General features: G+C 71.8%; 17 protein-coding genes. 8 read left to right on the top strand and 9 right to left on the bottom strand.

Going from position 1 to position 16,439, the window contains the following annotated elements; translation table 11 throughout:
- Positions 1–162: 162 nt before the first annotated feature.
- Together EAO76_RS23025 and EAO76_RS23020 are read left to right on the top strand one after the other, a co-directional pair.
- On the top strand, positions 163–1,023 hold the full coding sequence (locus EAO76_RS23025) for a helix-turn-helix transcriptional regulator (RefSeq protein ID WP_148837844.1): 861 nt from the start codon (positions 163–165) through the stop codon (positions 1,021–1,023).
- Between the two features lie 24 nt (positions 1,024–1,047).
- Entirely contained in the window at positions 1,048–1,254 is a 207-nt protein-coding gene (locus tag EAO76_RS23020) for a DUF397 domain-containing protein (protein WP_148837843.1), read from the top strand.
- Here EAO76_RS23020 and EAO76_RS23015 read toward each other — a convergent pair.
- The gene (locus EAO76_RS23015; RefSeq protein WP_148837842.1) at positions 1,247–2,389 is read right to left on the bottom strand and encodes an 8-amino-7-oxononanoate synthase; all 1,143 of its coding nucleotides are present in this window, start codon (positions 2,387–2,389) and stop codon (positions 1,247–1,249) included. The genes EAO76_RS23020 and EAO76_RS23015 overlap by 8 nt on opposite strands.
- Before the next feature lie 142 nt (positions 2,390–2,531).
- Between EAO76_RS23015 and bioB the strand changes: the two genes are divergently transcribed.
- The 4 genes from bioB to EAO76_RS22995 all read left to right on the top strand — a co-directional run bounded on the left by bioB (position 2,532) and on the right by EAO76_RS22995 (position 6,488).
- On the top strand, positions 2,532–3,698 hold the full coding sequence (gene bioB / locus EAO76_RS23010) for a biotin synthase BioB (RefSeq protein WP_148837841.1): 1,167 nt from the start codon (positions 2,532–2,534) through the stop codon (positions 3,696–3,698).
- On the top strand, positions 3,691–4,995 hold the full coding sequence (locus tag EAO76_RS23005; protein ID WP_148837840.1) for an adenosylmethionine--8-amino-7-oxononanoate transaminase: 1,305 nt from the start codon (positions 3,691–3,693) through the stop codon (positions 4,993–4,995). Before bioB ends, EAO76_RS23005 begins: the two co-directional genes overlap by 8 nt.
- Position 4,996: 1 nt before the next feature.
- Positions 4,997–5,686 (top strand): dethiobiotin synthase, encoded by a 690-nt coding sequence (gene bioD, locus EAO76_RS23000; RefSeq protein ID WP_148837839.1) that lies wholly within the window; start codon positions 4,997–4,999, stop codon positions 5,684–5,686.
- A gap of 124 nt (positions 5,687–5,810) precedes the next feature.
- Positions 5,811–6,488 (top strand): class I SAM-dependent methyltransferase, encoded by a 678-nt coding sequence (locus EAO76_RS22995; RefSeq protein WP_148837838.1) that lies wholly within the window; start codon positions 5,811–5,813, stop codon positions 6,486–6,488.
- A gap of 161 nt (positions 6,489–6,649) precedes the next feature.
- Here the strand turns inward: EAO76_RS22995 and EAO76_RS22990 are convergent, their stop codons facing one another.
- On the bottom strand, positions 6,650–7,021 hold the full coding sequence (locus EAO76_RS22990; RefSeq protein WP_148837837.1) for a fic family toxin-antitoxin system, toxin component: 372 nt from the start codon (positions 7,019–7,021) through the stop codon (positions 6,650–6,652).
- The gene (locus tag EAO76_RS22985) at positions 7,018–7,245 is read right to left on the bottom strand and encodes an antitoxin (protein WP_093551072.1); all 228 of its coding nucleotides are present in this window, start codon (positions 7,243–7,245) and stop codon (positions 7,018–7,020) included. The genes EAO76_RS22990 and EAO76_RS22985 overlap by 4 nt, the downstream gene beginning before the upstream one ends.
- 266 nt (positions 7,246–7,511) lie before the next feature.
- Between EAO76_RS22985 and EAO76_RS22980 the strand changes: the two genes are divergently transcribed.
- Positions 7,512–8,171 (top strand): transglycosylase SLT domain-containing protein, encoded by a 660-nt coding sequence (locus tag EAO76_RS22980; RefSeq protein WP_399462604.1) that lies wholly within the window; start codon positions 7,512–7,514, stop codon positions 8,169–8,171.
- Positions 8,172–8,245: 74 nt separating this feature from the next.
- Here EAO76_RS22980 and EAO76_RS22975 read toward each other — a convergent pair whose 3' ends face one another.
- Both EAO76_RS22975 and EAO76_RS22970 read right to left on the bottom strand, forming a co-directional pair.
- The gene (locus tag EAO76_RS22975) at positions 8,246–9,148 is read right to left on the bottom strand and encodes a serine hydrolase (protein ID WP_148837835.1); all 903 of its coding nucleotides are present in this window, start codon (positions 9,146–9,148) and stop codon (positions 8,246–8,248) included.
- Positions 9,145–10,065: a LysR family transcriptional regulator gene (locus EAO76_RS22970; protein ID WP_148837834.1), complete on the bottom strand. Its 921-nt coding sequence runs from the start codon at positions 10,063–10,065 to the stop codon at positions 9,145–9,147. Before EAO76_RS22970 ends, EAO76_RS22975 begins: the two co-directional genes overlap by 4 nt.
- 174 nt (positions 10,066–10,239) lie before the next feature.
- Here EAO76_RS22970 and bla point away from each other — a divergent pair, with 174 nt between their 5' ends.
- Entirely contained in the window at positions 10,240–11,193 is a 954-nt protein-coding gene (gene bla, locus EAO76_RS22965) for a class A beta-lactamase (protein WP_148837833.1), read from the top strand.
- Positions 11,194–11,205: 12 nt separating this feature from the next.
- On the opposite strand, the gene EAO76_RS22960 is transcribed toward bla, so the two are convergent.
- The 4 genes from EAO76_RS22960 to EAO76_RS22945 form a co-directional block, all read right to left on the bottom strand.
- On the bottom strand, positions 11,206–11,973 hold the full coding sequence (locus EAO76_RS22960) for an N-acetyltransferase (protein ID WP_148837832.1): 768 nt from the start codon (positions 11,971–11,973) through the stop codon (positions 11,206–11,208).
- Between the two features lie 101 nt (positions 11,974–12,074).
- Complete coding sequence (locus EAO76_RS47340; protein WP_148837831.1) at positions 12,075–13,676, bottom strand: hypothetical protein; 1,602 nt, start codon at positions 13,674–13,676, stop codon at positions 12,075–12,077.
- A gap of 232 nt (positions 13,677–13,908) precedes the next feature.
- Positions 13,909–15,255, bottom strand: a complete 1,347-nt coding sequence (locus EAO76_RS22950; protein ID WP_262375692.1) for an MFS transporter — start codon at positions 15,253–15,255, stop codon at positions 13,909–13,911.
- Between the two features lie 351 nt (positions 15,256–15,606).
- The coding region (locus tag EAO76_RS22945) for a zinc ribbon domain-containing protein (RefSeq protein WP_316248365.1) at positions 15,607–16,439 on the bottom strand (833 nt) is incomplete at its 5' end.

Genomic DNA, 16,439 nt, shown 5'->3' with positions numbered 1-16,439 from the left:
CCGGGTCGTGCTTCGCGCCAGATTGCCACCGATGCTGCCCTCTGCAACGGTGATCCACCAAGATATGCATATATCTGTCGCTCGATGCGGTGAACCCCTTCACGCGAAACCGTGAGCGGGCGACAGACTGTCCGTCCGGCGGGCGAGGGAGGGAGGCCGCGGATGCGGCACGGTCCTGCGGTACGGCGTCGCAAGCTCGGGGAGGAACTCCGGAGCCTGCGCCACACATCGGGGCTGACCAGCCGGGACGCCGCGCGGATACTCGGCTGGCACCAGTCGAAGGTCAGTCGGATCGAGACCGGTGTCAGCGGGGTGCGGCCGGCCGATGTGACCCGGCTGCTGGACGCCTACGGGGTGAACGACACGCAGTTGCGGGATCTCCTGGCGGCACTGGCGGGTTCGGCGGGCGGGGGCGGCACCGGGTGGTGGCACGCCTATCGCGGCCTGATCCCGCCCCAGTACCGCGATTTCATCAGCCTGGAGTCCCAGGCGCGGACCGCGCGCACTCTGGAGACCTCGGTGGTGCCGGGGCTCCTCCAGACGGCCGACTACGCGCGTGCGGTGACCCGGGCGTCGCTGGACGGACTGCCCGCCGCCCGGCTGGACTCACTGGTGGAGGTGCGCCTCGCCAGGCAGGGAGTGCTGTGCAGCGATCCGCCGCTGCGGCTGAGCGCGGTGCTCGACGAGGCGGTCCTGCGGCGGGAGGTCGGCGGGCGCCGGGTGATGAGGGACCAGCTGCGGCATCTGACCCGAGTGGCTCAACTCCCCCATGTGCAACTCCAGTTGCTGCCGTTCTCGGTCGGCGGCTACGCCGGCCTCACCGGACCTTTCGTTATTTTCTCTTTTCCGAACACTTCTGATCTCGACGTGATTGTTCTTGACCATTTGACGAGTAGCCTCTACCTGGAGCGGAAAGAAGACCTTGAGGCGTACAGCTCGGCCTTCCGCACCATGCAGGCCCACGCGCTGTCGCCCGAGCACTCGTTGGACCTCATCGCCGCGATCGACCGCGGCGACCGGTGACTTCGGACCGCCCGAGAGGACGTCATGTCGGATTCCCTCGCACAACACGACTTACGGTGGCGGCGCAGCAGCCGCAGCACGGGTATGAACAACTGTGTGGAAGCCGCTCCGTTCACGGACGGGCGGCTGGCCGTACGGGACTCCAAGGACGTGTCCAGGCCACCGCTGCGGTTCTCCGCGGTGGCCTGGACCTCCTTCGTCTCCGGGCTGTGCCGGGATCCGTTCAGCTGACGGGGGCGGTCCGCCGCACGGTCGCCACGGCCGCGCCGATCTGTTCCTCGGTCAGGTCGGCGCGCGCGGTCAGTCGCAGCCGGGACACCCCGTCCGGCACCGACGGCGGCCGGAAGCAGCCCACGACGACCCCGGCGGCACGGCAGTCGGCCGCCCAGCGCACGGCGGCCTCCGCCGACGGGGCGCGCACCGACACCACCGCCGCGTCGGGGCGCACGGCGGTCAGACCGGCCGCCGTCAGCCGCTCGTACAGGGCGGTGGCCACCTCACGGGCCCGGCCCGCGCGCTCGGGTTCCCGGCGCAGCAGCCGCAGACCGCCCAGCGCGGCACCCGCCGCGGCCGGTGCGAGACCGGTGTCGAAGATGAACGTACGGGCCGTGTTGACCAGGTGCTCGATGACCCGGACGGGGCCGAGGACGGCTCCGCCCTGGCTGCCGAGGGACTTGGAGAGGGTGAGTGTGGCGACGATCCCCGTGCCGCCCGCGAGACCGGCGGCGGCGAGCGCGCCGCGGCCGCCTTCCCCCAGTACGCCCAGCCCGTGCGCGTCGTCGACGAGCAGCGCGGCGCCCTCCGCGCGGCAGACCTCGGCCAGGTGGGGCAGCGGTGCCGCGTCGCCGTCGACGGAGAAGACCGAGTCGGTGACGGCCAGCGCCCTGCCGCCGTGCGCCCGCAGTTCCTTGCGCACGGCGTCGGGGTCGGCGTGCGTGACCACGGCGGTCTCGGCGCGGGAGAGCCGGCAGCCGTCCACGATCGAGGCGTGGTTGCCCGCGTCGGAGACGATCAGCGAGCCGCGTCCGGTGAGCGCCGTGATGGCCGCGAGGTTGGCCGCGTAGCCCGACGACAGCACCAGGGCCGCTTCGAAACCGCAGAAATCGGCCAGCTCACGCTCCAGTTCGGCATGCAGTGCGGTGGAGCCGGTGACAAGTCTGGATCCGGTCGCGCCCGCGCCCCACCGGTGTGCGGCCCCGGCCGCGGCGGCGGTGACCTCGGGGTGCCGGGTCAGCCCCAGGTAGTCGTTGCTCGCGAGGTCCAGGACGTCGGACCCGGCGGACCGGGGGCGGAGCGTGCGGACGAGACCGGCGTCCGCGCGGCGGCGCGCCTCGTCGTCGATCCAGCCGAACGGGTCGAGGGGCATGAGCGATCCCTTTTGTAGGCAGCTCACAGACCCTAACCGCGGGCGCCACAGGTCATGGTGTGGCAATACACACACCCTCGACAGGCTCTGTTGTCCGGTTCCTCCTTGGCTGCGGGCCGTGCGGTAGGCCAGGATCATCGCCATGGACCTCCTGAACACGCTGGTGGACAAGGGGCTGCGGCGCGAGCTGCCGACCCGCGAAGAAGCACTCGCCGTACTGGCGACGTCGGACGACGATCTGCTCGAAGTGGTGGCCGCGGCCGGAAAGGTGCGCCGTCAGTGGTTCGGGCGGCGCGTGAAGCTGAACTATCTGGTCAACCTCAAGTCCGGTCTGTGCCCCGAGGACTGCTCGTACTGCTCGCAGCGGCTCGGCTCGAAGGCCGGCATCCTCAAGTACACCTGGCTGAAACCCGATGAGGCGTCCAAGGCCGCCGCCGCGGGCGTGGCCGGTGGTGCCAAGCGGGTGTGTCTGGTGGCGAGCGGTCGCGGTCCGACGGACCGCGACGTCGACCGGGTGTCGGAGACCATCGAGGCGATCAAGGAACAGAACGAGGGCGTCGAGGTGTGCGCCTGTCTCGGCCTGCTCTCCGACGGGCAGGCCGAACGGCTGCGCTCGGCGGGCGCCGACGCGTACAACCACAACCTCAACACGTCCGAGGGGACGTACGGGGAGATCACCACCACCCACACCTATGCCGACCGGGTGGAAACCGTGCAGCAGGCGCAGGACGCCGGGCTGTCGGCGTGCTCCGGGCTGATCGCCGGGATGGGCGAGAGCGACGCCGATCTGGTCGATGTCGTCTTCTCGCTGCGCGAGCTGGACCCGGACTCGGTGCCGGTGAACTTCCTGATCCCGTTCGAGGGGACTCCACTGGCCAAGGAGTGGAACCTCACCCCGCAGCGCTGCCTGCGCATCCTGGCGATGGTCCGGTTCGTCTGCCCGGACGTGGAGGTACGGCTCGCGGGCGGGCGCGAGGTGCATCTGCGCTCGATGCAGCCGCTCGCCCTGCATCTGGTCAACTCGATCTTCCTGGGCGACTACCTCACCAGCGAGGGACAGGCGGGCCAGGCGGACCTGGACATGATCGCGGACGCCGGTTTCGAGGTGGAGGGAGCGGACACCACGACGCTGCCCGCACACCGTGCGGAGTCCGGCGGCGGCTGCGGTTCGCACGAGGGCGGCTGCGCACCGTGCGGCGACGCTCCCGAGGAGGCCGCGGCTGCTCCCCGGGAGGCACCGGCCGCGCGCACGGACCTGGTGGCGGTCCGCCGTCGCGGCGCGGGAACGGATCTCGCCCCCAATGCCTGAGGTCCTCTCCCCGGCCGAGCTGCGCGCCCTGGACCGGGCCCACGTCTGGCATCCGTACGGCCCGATGCCGGGCCGGCAGGAGCCGCTGGTCGTGGAGTCCGCGTCCGGGGTGCGGCTGCGGCTGGCCGAACCGGCCCATGGGCAGCGCGAGTTGGTGGACGGCATGTCGTCCTGGTGGTCGGCGGTGCACGGCTACAACCACCCGGTGCTCAACGAGGCGGCCCGCGGCCAGCTGGACCGGATGAGCCATGTGATGTTCGGCGGGCTGACCCACGAGCCCGCCGTGCGGCTGGCCACCCGGCTGGTCGAGATCACCCCGGAGCCGCTGCGGCACGTGTTCCTGGCCGACTCCGGGTCGGTCTCCGTCGAGGTCGCGGTGAAGATGTGCCTGCAGTACTGGCGCTCGGCCGGGCGACCGGCCAAGCAGCGGCTGCTGACCTGGCGGGGCGGCTACCACGGGGACACCTGGCAGCCGATGTCGGTGTGCGATCCGGAGGGCGGGATGCACGAGCTGTGGTCGGGCGTCCTGCCCCGGCAGGTCTTCGCCGACGCGCCCCCGGCCGGTTTCGACGCGGAACCGGACGCCGCGTACGCACAACACCTGCGGGAGCTGATCGCCGAGCACGCCGACCGGCTGGCCGCGGTGATCGTGGAACCGGTGGTGCAGGGCGCGGGCGGAATGCGGTTCCACTCCCCCGCGTACCTGCGGGTGCTCCGCGAGGCGTGCGACGCCCATGACGTCCTGCTGGTGTTCGACGAGATCGCCACGGGTTTCGGCCGCACGGGCGAGCTGTTCGCCGCCGGGCACGCGGGGGTGTCGCCCGATGTCATGTGCGTGGGCAAGGCCCTGACCGGCGGCTATCTGACGATGGCGGCGACGCTGTGCACCTCCCGGGTGGCGGAGGGCATCTCGCGCGGCGACGTGCCGGTGCTCGCGCACGGTCCGACGTTCATGGGCAACCCGCTCGCCTCCGCCGTGGCCTGCGCCTCCGTCGACCTGCTGCTCGGCCGGGACTGGCGGCAAGAGGTGGAGCGGATCGGCACGGGGCTGCGGGACGGCCTCGCCCCTGCGGCGGAACTGCCGGGGGTGAGGGACGTACGGGTGCTGGGCGCGATCGGCGTCGTACAGCTGGACCATGAGGTGGACATGGCGGCCGCGACCCGGGCGGCGGTGCGGGAGGGCGTGTGGCTGCGGCCGTTCCGCGACCTCGTCTACACGATGCCGCCGTACGTGACCGACGACGAGGACGTGGCGCGGATCTGCCGTGCCGTGCGCGCGGCTGCGCGGGAGGGCTGAGATGACCGTTCTGGTGGTGACGGGTACGGGCACGGAGATCGGCAAGACGATCGTGACGGCGGCCGTGGCGGCGGTGCGCCCGGACCGTTCCGTCGCGGTGCTCAAGCCCGCGCAGACGGGGCTCGCGCCGGGTGAGCCGGGGGATGCGGCCGAGGTGGCGCGGCTGGCCGGCGGTCATGTCACCGCGGTCGAACTGGCGCGTTTCCCCGAGCCGTTGGCGCCCGCCACGGCCGCCCGCAGGGCGGGGCTGCCTCCGGTGCGGCCGCACGAGATCGCCGACGCGGCGGAGAAACTGGCGACCGAGCACGATCTCGTGCTGATCGAGGGCGCGGGCGGTCTGCTGGTGCGGTTCGACGACGAGGGCGCGACCCTCGCCGACGCGGCCCGGCTGCTGGCCGCCCCGGTGCTGGTCGTGACGCCCGCCGGGCTGGGCACGCTCAACACCGCGGCACTGACCTCGGAGGCGCTGCGGGCCCGGGGGCTCGAATGCCGCGGCCTGGTGGTGGGCAGCATGCCCGCCGAGCCGGACCTGGCGGCGCGCTGCAACCTGGTGGACCTGCCGGTGGTGACGGGCGCGCCGCTCCTGGGCGCGGTACCGGCCGGTGCGGGTGCGCTGGCGCCCGCCGACTTCCGTGCGCGGTCCGGGAGTTGGCTCACCGCGGAGCTGGGCGGGAACCGGCCGCCCCGCTGAGCGGCCGTGCCGTACGGAACGGAACCGGCCGGGCGGGCCGACGGGGAGAATTTGTTGCACGGAGCGGGAAGAATCCAAGGAGAGCCGCACTCTTCGCTCGTGCGCCCGGCCGAGGAGGTCCGTCATGCGTCTGCGCAACGAGAGAATCCCGCAGGACGCGGTGCACCATCCCGTCTTCGCCCGGTTCTACGCCTTGGTGAGCGTGGTCGCGGAGACCAGGGCGGGGCTGGGCGCGGTGCGTGCGGAGCTGCTGGCCGGAATGTCCGGCCGGGTCATCGAGGTGGGCGCGGGCAACGGGCTGAACTTCGCGCACTACCCGCCCGGGGTGGCGGAGGTGGTGGCCGTCGAACCCGAGCGCGGCCTTCGGCAGTTGGCGGTGCGGTCGGCGGTGCGCGCCGGCATTCCGGTGGACGTGGTGCCGGGCACGGCGGAGGCGCTGCCGGTCAGGAGCGAGGCGTTCGACGGAGCCGTCGCGTCGCTGGTGCTGTGCACCGTACGGGATGTGGAGCGCTCGCTCGCGGAGATCAGGAGGGTGCTGCGGCCCGGTGGTGAGCTGCGCTTCTTCGAACACGTGCGGGCCGAGGGCCGGGCCATGGCGCTGACGCAGCAGGTACTGGACCGTACGGTCTGGCCGCTGCTGACGGGCGGGTGCCATACGGCGCGCGACACTTTGGCGGCCATCGAGGGGGCCGGGTTCGTGGTGGAGTCCTACCGCAGGGTCAGGATGCCGGAGCGGGGCGTCCAGCTGCCCACCTCGTCATGCGTACTGGGCACAGCCCGGCGACCGGACGGGCCGGACTGACGTCCCGTGCCGTCTCCGGGCCCGAACCGCCCGCCCGTCGCGCCGTCACGGACCGGGGCGGGCGCGTCGCCCACCGTGCCGCCCTGCGGTGCTGCGGTGCTGCGGTGCTGCGGTGCTGCGGTGCTGCGGTGCTGCGGTGCTGCGGTGCTGCGGTGCTGCGGTCACAGGCTCCACTGGCGCAGCTCGTCGGCAATGGCCCGGACGTCGGCCTTGCCTTCCTTGACCAGCCTGGCCAGATCGCGTACCTGCTCGGGCGAGGTGATGACCTTGAGCCCGGAGGCCACGAGGTAGCCGTACGCGACGGCGGAGGAGAACATCGCGTTGGAGTGTTCGAGCGCGGGAACGTGGAGCAGCAGCTGCAGGAGCGCGGCGGCCCTGGTGTGCGGGTCGCTGTAGACGGGGCTGCCGAAGATCTCGGCCTCATGGCGGGCCACCGCGGCCACGAGCGCGCCCCAGTCGACGACCTGAGGATCGCCGGGGGTCTTGTGCTCGGCCACCATGAGCAGCCAGGACAGGTCGATCTTGAGGTTCAACGCGTGCCTTTGCGCTCCGGGCCGAACTCCTCGGCGAACACCGACTCGTACTGCTTCATGAAGTCGGCCGCTGCTTCGACGAAGGTGTGTCCGACCTCGCCCGCGTCCTGCCGCACGAGCTCCTCTATGTAGCGGTTCACGCTCATCCCCCTTTGCAACGCGCGTTGCCGCGCGGCCTCGGCGGTGGCCTCGTCCACTCTCACGTTCAGCTGAGTCTTGGGCACGAAACCACGCTAGCGCGCTTGCGCTAGCACCGGCAACAGCTGCTCCCGATGCCTCGTACACCCTTCGGCCGCACCCCTCGCGAGGGGCTCATCAGGGCCCGTGGATGTGATGCCACCCATAGGAGCTGGATCACATACCAAGGCGCTTAGTAGCAACGAACCCTCTTCGGACGCCTCAAAGAGCCACCAAAACTCYCATTTCGGACATTGCTCCGTATTCRGGTAGTACGTCACATCGTTGACCCCTGCCGGGGCCGCCGCTAACCATGGCTGTCATCGCGGAACCGCCGGACCGGCCGAGCACGTACGAGGCCGTCCGTGCCACCCGCACCGCAGGATCCGTACCCGCACCGCCCCCACCCGCGGCACTCCCGTGCCCGGACCGGGGCACCGCACCGCATCGCACACCAGGAGAACCCACCCGCATGATGATCACCCGTACCCGTCTGCGCGCCCTGACCGCCACCGTCGCCACCACCACCGCCGCCGCGGCCGCCGCCCTCACCCTCACCTCCACCTCCGCGCAGGCCGCCGAGGCCCCCCAGGCCGTCCCCGCGGCCAAGACCTCCACCGTCACCACCGCCGCCCAGGGCGACAAGGGCAACGCCGGCAACCTCGACGGCTGGATCAAGGAAGCACTGGCCATCATGAAGGCCAAGGGCATCCCCGGCACCTACGAGGGCCTGCACCGCAACATCATGCGCGAGTCCAGCGGCAACCCCAACGCCCAGAACGGCTGGGACGTCAACGCCCAGAAGGGCACCCCCTCCAAGGGCCTGCTCCAGGTCATCCAGCCCACCTTCGACGCCTACCACGTCGACGGCACCGCCCACAGCCTCACCGACCCCGTCGCCAACATCACCGCGGCCGCCAACTACGCCGCCGACCGCTACGGCTCCATCGACAACGTCAACTCCGCCTACTGACAAGGGCGTCACGGGTCGATCGGACCGGGCGGCGAACGCCCACGACCCCATGCGGAACCACTGCGGGACGGCCCTCAGAGCTGCCGCAGGTGATCACGCAACGTGCGGGCCACCTGCGCCATGAGGGCGTCGGCACCGGGCTGGACACTGGCCGGTACGAGCGACTCGGTCAGGACGGCGACGGCGAAGGCCTGACCGTCGGAGTGCTCGACGACACCGATCTCGTGCCGGAGATTGAGGAATGTGCCGGTCTTGGACGACCACGTGGTGGCGTCGGAGCTGAAGTCGGGCGCGAGCCGGTGCCGCAGGACGTTGTGGGACATCAGCTCACGCACGCGCGCGGCCGCCTCGGGATGGATCTTCGACGGCTTCCACAGGGCCTCCAGCAGCTCGACGTAGGCACGTGCGCTGCCGGTGCTGGCACGGGTGGTGTCGAGCTGGGGCATCCGGTGCCCCCGGCCGTCGGTACCGGCGCCGATGGCGAGCGAGAGCGCGAGATGGGCCTGGGAGGCGTCCAGGCGCTCCAGCGGGGTGTCGCTGAGCTCGTCCAGGCCGTGCCGGACGGTGATGCCGAGAAGACCGAACCCGCGCAGCATGCTGGTGACCCGGGCGGGCGGAGTGAGGCCGAACAGCACGTCGGCGGCCACGCCGTCGCTCACACAGGTACTCAGGTAGAGCAGATCGTCGATCGCTATCCGGGCGGGGTGCCGGAACCGGCTCAGCCCGGTGGGGCCGGGCGTGGCGATGCGTCCGGGCGGCACGTCGAGCATCGTGGCCCCGTCGAGCTCGCCCAGCCGGATGCGTTCCGCCGTCGCCAGCGCGAGCGGGACCTTGGCCAGGGACGCGGCGGGCAACGGGGTGTCCGGATCGATCCCCACCTCCTCGCCCGTGTGGAGATCCCGCACGAGCAGACAGCCGTTCAGCCCGCCGTCGAGCAGTTGCCGGCGCAGGTCGCTCAGCAGCGCCTCGGTGTTCACTTCTCAGCCCCTCCCGTACCGCCCGCCGCTCCCGTACCACTCGTCGCAGCGTCCGCGCCCAGGCAGCGGCCGATGGCCCCGCCCAGCCGCGCCTCGACGTGTTGTGGATTGCCGCCCGCCGACGCGGCGAGGGCGAACCCCCGGCCGAGCGCGATCTCACCGATGGGCCGCCAGACCAGGGAGAGCTCCTCGGCCTGCGCGGGGGAGCACAGCAGCAGGTCGTGCGTGCGGAACACCTCCGCCGCGGCAGTCGTCAGATCGGCCGCCGCGACGAGCTGGGCGGGCCGCAGACCGACCGCGTCCCGCAGCCGGGTCAGCGGGTCGCGGATGTGCGGCACGTCGTCCTCCGGCTGGATCCAGACGCGGCGGGCCGGGCCCGGCGACGCCCGCCCCATCCGTAACGTCTCGATGTAGACGCGCCGCACGCCGGGATCCCGGACCCCGGCCAGCCCGAGCGGCACGGACCACGTCGCCTCGTCGGCGGGCACCGCGAGCAGGGCGGCACGCACCAGCTGCGAGTGGATGAGCTCGACGCGCTGCGCGGGCGCGGCGATGCGGAGGTCGAGCACGATGCCGTGCTCCCGGGCCTCCGCGACCAGCCGGGCCAGACCGGCCGTCGAGCACAGGCCGGGCATCGCGAGCCGCCAGGGCTTGGACTTCGCGGCGTCGGCCTCGTGCAGCAGCACATCGGCCGTCTGCACGAGCTGTCTGGCCGCCGGCAGCATGTCCCGGCCGAAGGACGTGAGAACGGCCCGCCGCGACATGCGCTCGAACAACTGCTCCCCGAAGAGCTCCTCCAGGGCGGCGACGCGACGACTGGCCACCGGCTGCGACATCCGGGCCGCGGCGGCTCCGACGGTGAAACTGCTGTGCTCGCTGACGCTGACGAATGCCCGACACGCTCCGACCAGATCCACGCCCCGAACCCTATGTCAGATCCGCATGGAACGGCACGTGAGCGTATTGGACCGCATGACCGCCGAACGGTGAGGGTTGCACCGGCACTCGTGACCACGTTCCGGGACGGGGCCGTGCCGCCCCGTCCCCCCCATGCGCCCTGCCCGAAGGGCGCCCTGTGGAGGTTCGGACCCATGCAGCAGCACAACAGCCGTGTCCGGCGCGCCCTTCTCGGCGCGCTGACCGCCCTCGCCCTCGTACCGCTCGCGGCATGCGGCGGTGAGGAGCCCCGCTCCTCGTCCCCCGTTTCCCCGGCGGCGTACTCCTCGCCCGTCGGGATGGTGCAGCCGGGCGGGAAACCGAAGCCGTTCACCCAACAATTCAAGCAGCTGGAGCGCGAGTTCGACGCCCGGTTGGGCGTGTACGCCATCGACACCGGCACCGGCCGCGAAGTCACCCACAACGCCGACGAGCGTTTCGCCCACGCCTCCACGTTCAAGGCGCTGGCCGCCGCTGCCGTGCTGCGCAAGTACTCCCTGGACGGGCTGGACGAGGTGGTCACGTACTCCCGGGACGACCTGGTCAGCGACTCCCCGGTGACCGAGAAGCACGTCGACACCGGGATGACCCTGAAAGCCCTGTGCGACGCCACCGTCCGCTACAGCGACAACACCGCGGGCAACCTGCTCCTCGACCGGCTGGGCGGTCCCCGGGGACTGCAGGCCGTGCTCGCCGGGCTCGGCGACGACGTCACCCGGATGGAACGCTACGAACCGCAGCTCAACGAGTGGTCCCCGGGCGCCACGGCCGACACGAGCACGCCGCGGGCGCTCGCGAAGGACCTGCGCGCGTTCGTCCTCGGAGACGTTCTCGGCGAGAACGAGCGCGCGCAGCTGGCGCAGTGGCTGCGGACCAACACCACCGGGGACGAGCTCATCAGGGCCGGGGTGCCCGGGAACTGGGTGGTCGGCGACAAGACGGGAGCCGGTGGTTTCTACGGCACCCGCAACGACATCGCCGTGGTGTGGCGTCCCGGCGCCGCCCCGATCGTCATGGCGATCCTGTCGAACCGGGGCGAGGCGGACGCCGAGTACGACAACGAACTCGTCGCGCGGGCGGCCTCCGTGGTCGCCGACACGCTGTCGTAGCGGGTACCGCCCTCAGGCGGTACGGGGCCGGATGCCGTGCCGTATCCAGACGTTGGGTTCGACGTAGACGGCGTGGTCGCGCGCGGTGTCGCAGTGCACCGGTGCCAGGGCGCCGGGCACCTCGACATCGCCGTCCCGGTCGAAGGGCAGACCGGTCCACTCCCGCCACTGGGCCAGCGAGGCGCTGACCGTCATCGAGGCGGGGGCGACCTTCTCGACGGTTCCGCCGGCCCTGACGTGCACCCGCACCCACGGGTCGGCGGGCAGTCCGTCGTCCCGCAGCCGACGGAGGTATTCGGCCATGGGGACGCGCGGTTCCAGGTGCTTGGCCGTCGGGCGGACCGGCGCCAGCAGGGCGTCGTGCCCCTGGCGGCCGGCCGCCTGCCGCATCGCCGTCAGCATGCGGGGGGACAGACCGCGGCCCAGGTAATCGACGTCCACCGAGATCTCGAGCGCGCTGGCCGCGGTCGGGGCGTTCCCGTACCGCCGGTCGCGGAACGCCCAGACCAGCACCCGGTCCCAGCCCTGGTCGGGCATCTCCTCGCGCCCGTCGGGCTCGGCGTCGAACGGCACGGCGAACCCCCGCGCGACGACTCGGTCGCCGTCCGTCGCCACCACGCAGTACTGCGGGAACTCCTCGGGAACGCGGCTCAACAAGGCGTTGGCGACCGGCTCGTGGGACGTGAAGGCGGGCCACGCGTCGTCGATCTCGTAGACGCGGTCGATCAACGACGGATTCTCGTGGAGCGGGACGATCCGGATGCTGTCTTTCTCTGTCACGACGGAGCACCCTGCCACAGGCCCATGTCGGAACCAAGCCAATTGTCCCGCGGGCGTCCCCGCCCCTCGAAGCCATTGGGGACGCCGGATCCGGGACGCCCTCACCGCTTGGCGAAGGTCACTTCCTTTCCGCCCTCGTCGTAGTCGTAGTTGCCGGTGAAGCCCCAGTTCTTCCATCCGCCGTCGCCCTTGTTGGTGACGGTTCCCTCGTCGATGGCGAACACGTCGACACCGTTCACCACCGCGAGGTGCTCAAGACCGGACACCTTGGTGAAGGAGAGGTCGTTGAACGACTTCGCCGTGATGATGTTCTTGCCGGGGAAGGCGCGGCTGTACTCGTCGATCAGCGAACGGGTCAGCTCGGAGGCGTCGCCCGGCACCTTGCCGGAGTAGTCGGTGCCGGGGTACGGGCCGCCGTCCGTGTACTTCGGGGTCCCGTCGTCGAAGTTCACCGTGCCCGACCCGACGGGGTAGGGGTCGGCGTCCAGGTCGGCGGGGTCCGGGGTGTCGAAGCGGACCTTCGAGCCGTCGCGGTCGAAGTCGCCGTACCACGCCCAGTTGGTGTAGCCGCCGTCGCCGTCGTTGCTGAACTCGCCCTTGTCGAAGACGTAGACGTCGAAGACGGCCCGGCCGGAGGCGATGTCGTCCCCCTGCTCCTCGGCGTGGTACTCGTTGGAGTTCAGCCGGTACCTGCCCTCGTGGACGAACGCGTCCGGTTTCTCGACCCAGTGCGACTTCTGTTCCGAGTGCATCGCGACCACGTTGTAGTCGGGGTAGCAGCGGCGCATGTCGTTCACCAGCATCCGTACCGCCTGGGTGGATGCCTCGGGGTGCAGCGGGGAGTACGTGTCGTAGTACCGGTTCCGGTCGGGCGGTTCCTGCCCCTCGACCTGGCAGCCCTCGTCGCCGGGCTTCCAGCCCTCCTTGCGCCGGGGCTTCGGCGGCTCCTCGAACGTGACGGTGCGGCGGTCCTCGCTGACGTCGAACACGCCGCGGAAACCCCGGTTCTTCCACCCGAGTTCCGCGTCGTCCGCCCAGGTGAACCTGCCGGTCTTGAACGCGTAGACGCGGTAGGTCGTGCCGCTGATCGAGACGGTCTCGACCATCGCCGTGCCATCCATCTCCTGCAGATTGCCCTCGTGGGGCTGCGCGATGACGATGTTGTAGCCGGGGAGGCACCAGGCGAGGTCGTCGAGCGTCTGCTTGACCCGTTTCTCCTTGTTCTTCTCGTTGTCGATCTTGTCGATGACGAAATTGACCAGCCAGGAGTACCCCCAGGCGGCTGCCTCGCCGAGCACGCCATCGCCCGGAACGGACACCGAGGACTGTGATTCCCGCGCCTCGAAGCACATGTCGGGGAGCGCGTTCACCGTCTTGTCGGGGGGCGTATCGGCGGACTTGGCGACCGCCCTGCCGGCGGGGCCGTCGGCCCTGCTGCGCAGAAGGGTGCCCGGCTTGACGGGATCGTGGGAGTCGGTCGGCCCGCTACCGATGACATCGTTGTCTTCCGGGCAGGAGCTGCCCAGGGACACACCGATGCGGCACACCTGGCGGTGCGCGGAACGGGAGATGTCGCCCCCGATGGTGGTGGCGGCGATCGCGCCGACCACGACGGCGACGACACCCAGCAGGGCCAGGTACTCGATCGCCGTCTGCCCCGTACCCGAGTGCATGCCCACGCGTATCCGATCGCTTCGTCTCATGTGTCACCTCGTCATGGTTTCCGCGTGTCACCGGGGCCGTCCGGCTGCCGGGGCTCGGACTGTACCGATGGCCCCCGGGCCCACGGACAGGGTCCGGGGGCCTGTCACCGGGCCCCAAGGAGTCCCACGACGGGGCGACGACGGGCGGGCACGGGGCATACGACCCGTGCCCGGTGGGTCCCACCGGGCACGCCGTCCGGCCGTCGGGCGGCGCACCCTGGTGGGACGGAGGTCACCCGGCCCGTTCCTGCGGGGCCGCGGCATCGGCGGGCACGGGCATGCGCCAGGCCACGACCGCGCCGATCACGAGCCCCGCGGCGGCCGACAGGGCGGCGACCGGGAACGGGTCGAAGGAGTGCAGGCCCGGAGCGAACCCGATTCCGACGAAGACCGCCACCCCGGTCGCACCGCCCAACTGGTCGGCCGCGCGCTGGACGCCCGAGGCGATCCCGGCGTCGTCCCCGGTGACACCGCTGACCGCGACGTACTGCAGTCCCACGAGGCCGAAGCCCATTCCGGCCGCGATCAGGAGCATGGCCGGGACCAGTGCCGCCCCGCCCGCCCGCAGGACGGAGGCGAGTGCGATCGCGGCCATCGCGGCCGCGGTGAACCCGATGCCGGCGAGCACGCACGCGCGCGCTCCCCAACGGCCCAGCAGACGCGGCACGAGCACGGAGAACACGATCAGCGGGACCGCCAGGGGCAGCATGGCCAGGCCCGCCCCCAACGGGCCGACGCCCAGCCGGTCCTGCAGGTAGAAGGTGAACAGCAGGAACGAGGTCGACAACGCCCCGCTCAGCAGCATCGTGGCCAGATTGGCCGCCACCCGCGTGCGGTCGGCGAAGAAACGTGGCGGCAGCAACGGATCGCGCGAGCGCGCCTCGACGCGCACGAACCCGAACCCGGCCGCCACCGCCCCGGCCAGCGCCCCCGGGACCACCCATGCGGGCGTTCCGGGTTCACCGGCCCCGACCACGCCGAAGGTGAACAGCAGCGGGCAGGCGGTCAGCAGCAGCGCGCCGGGAAGGTCCGGCGGCGGGGTGCCCCCGGCCGCGGCCCGGTCGTCCTCGACCAGGAGGACGGCCGCCAGCAGCACGACCACGATGAACGGGACCGGAGCCAGGAAGACCCACCGCCACCCCAGATGGGCGGTGATGACTCCGGACAGGACGAATCCGAGCACGAGACCGCAACTGGCCACCGCCGCCCACACGCCCAGGGCCCGGGACCGGCGTGGACCCTCGGGAAACATCAGGACGACGGCGGCCATCGCGGCGGGCAGCGCGACGGCCTCACCGGCGCCCTGCAGCAGGCGCGCGACCACCAGCAGGGAAAAACTGGGGGCCAGGCCCGCCAGCAGCGACGCGGCGCCGAACAGGCCGGTGCCGAGCAGCAGTACGCGCCGCCGCCCGAACAGGTCGCCCAGTCGGCCACCGAGCATCAGCAACCCGCCGCCGGCGACCGTGTAGCCGACCACGACCCAGGTCAGGGAGTGCCCGCCGACACCGAAGGCGGCGCCGATCGAGGGCAGGGCGATGTTGACCACGGTCACGTCGACCGCGATGAAGAACTGCAGCATGGAAACCGCGCACAGCACCAGCCACGCGCGTACGGGGGACGGGCCGTGCCCGTGCGAGGAGGGAATGCCGGGGAACATCAGGTGCTCCGTTGCTCAGAAGAGGTTCCGAGCAGCACGAATGTGCCGCTCCGGTCTGATCACGAAGCGGCCGGACGTCCGGGGGAGTGTGCGTCGAACGCCCCGCCGCTAGCGGGGCATCCTGGTCACCGCGGCGCAAGCGGCCGCGCACGAAGCAGCAGACATGCCGTGAACGTTAGCAGGGCGGGGTGCCCGGCAGGACTGCTTCCGGGCACCCGCTCCCGTCGTACGGGGAAGGGCGCGGACCCGAAGTCCGGGGGCCTCCCCGCCGGCTCAGGTGCGCTTGTAGAACTCGACCTCCCCGACCGCGACGGGACGCCCCTCGCCCCGCCCCGACGCGTCCCGCAGCACGATCCGGACGGAGACGACGTCGCTGATGCCGGTCCGTATCGTCTGCGGGCCCGGCTTGTCGGCGAGCGGCATCGCCTTCCTGCGCACCTCGCCGTCCGCCGTGGTGATGAACAGATCGGCCCGCGTGGGCCTGGCCCCCCGCCGGAACTCCCGGGGATCCTTCGACACCCCGGTGTGCACCGTGACGCCGACCAGCCGGAACGGCTTGTTGAAGGCACAGGTCAAGGACGAGTCGAGCGCGGGCGCCCCCCAGTAGGTGTTGGTCACCCCGTCGACGGCGTCGGCCGCCGGATGGCCGGGGACCTGGGCGCTCGCGGTGGTCCTCGACGGGCCGATCTCCGCCGTCCCGCCGAGCTTGTCCCGCACGTCCTCGAAGAGGTAGCGCCCGACGGGCAGGAACAGGAAGCCCGTGAACAGCAGCCCGACGACCACCAGCACCAGCAGGATCCGCCGCAGCATCCGGCCCGACCCGCCCCGCGCACGGCGGCGCAGCGGCCACACCGTGCGCCACCACGGCAGCGGCTTCGGCTGCTCCCGGGACCGCAGCGGTGCGGCACAGCGTCGGCAGAACCGGCGTTCCGGAAGGTTCGGGGTGCCGCACGCCGGGCACGGCGGCCCGTCCGGGGCCTCCTCCGCAGTCACCGGCCGGACGACGGGGCGCCGGGCGATCGGCTCGGCCGGCTGCACCGCGATCACCGGCGCCTCCTCCGCCGGTGGTTCCGGCCGGTGACTGCGGAGGAGGCCCCGGACGGGCC

This window comes from Streptomyces sp. sk2.1, from assembly GCF_008120935.1.
GTDB lineage: Bacteria > Actinomycetota > Actinomycetes > Streptomycetales > Streptomycetaceae > Streptomyces.
This window is presented reverse-complemented; position numbering and strand designations above follow the sequence as displayed.

Bases quoted from the DNA above. Each gene is read 5' to 3' on its own strand.
- EAO76_RS23025 (WP_148837844.1), top strand. From the start codon at position 163: ATGCGGCACGGTCCTGCGGTACGGCGTCGCAAGCTCGGGGAGGAACTC.
- EAO76_RS23020 (WP_148837843.1), top strand. From the start codon at position 1,048: ATGTCGGATTCCCTCGCACAACACGACTTACGGTGGCGGCGCAGCAGC.
- EAO76_RS23015 (WP_148837842.1), bottom strand. From the start codon at position 2,389: ATGCCCCTCGACCCGTTCGGCTGGATCGACGACGAGGCGCGCCGCCGC.
- bioB (WP_148837841.1), top strand. From the start codon at position 2,532: ATGGACCTCCTGAACACGCTGGTGGACAAGGGGCTGCGGCGCGAGCTG.
- EAO76_RS23005 (WP_148837840.1), top strand. From the start codon at position 3,691: ATGCCTGAGGTCCTCTCCCCGGCCGAGCTGCGCGCCCTGGACCGGGCC.
- bioD (WP_148837839.1), top strand. From the start codon at position 4,997: ATGACCGTTCTGGTGGTGACGGGTACGGGCACGGAGATCGGCAAGACG.
- EAO76_RS22995 (WP_148837838.1), top strand. From the start codon at position 5,811: ATGCGTCTGCGCAACGAGAGAATCCCGCAGGACGCGGTGCACCATCCC.
- EAO76_RS22980 (WP_399462604.1), top strand. From the start codon at position 7,512: ATGGCTGTCATCGCGGAACCGCCGGACCGGCCGAGCACGTACGAGGCC.
- bla (WP_148837833.1), top strand. From the start codon at position 10,240: ATGCAGCAGCACAACAGCCGTGTCCGGCGCGCCCTTCTCGGCGCGCTG.
- EAO76_RS47340 (WP_148837831.1), bottom strand. From the start codon at position 13,676: ATGAGACGAAGCGATCGGATACGCGTGGGCATGCACTCGGGTACGGGG.
- EAO76_RS22950 (WP_262375692.1), bottom strand. From the start codon at position 15,255: ATGCTGCAGTTCTTCATCGCGGTCGACGTGACCGTGGTCAACATCGCC.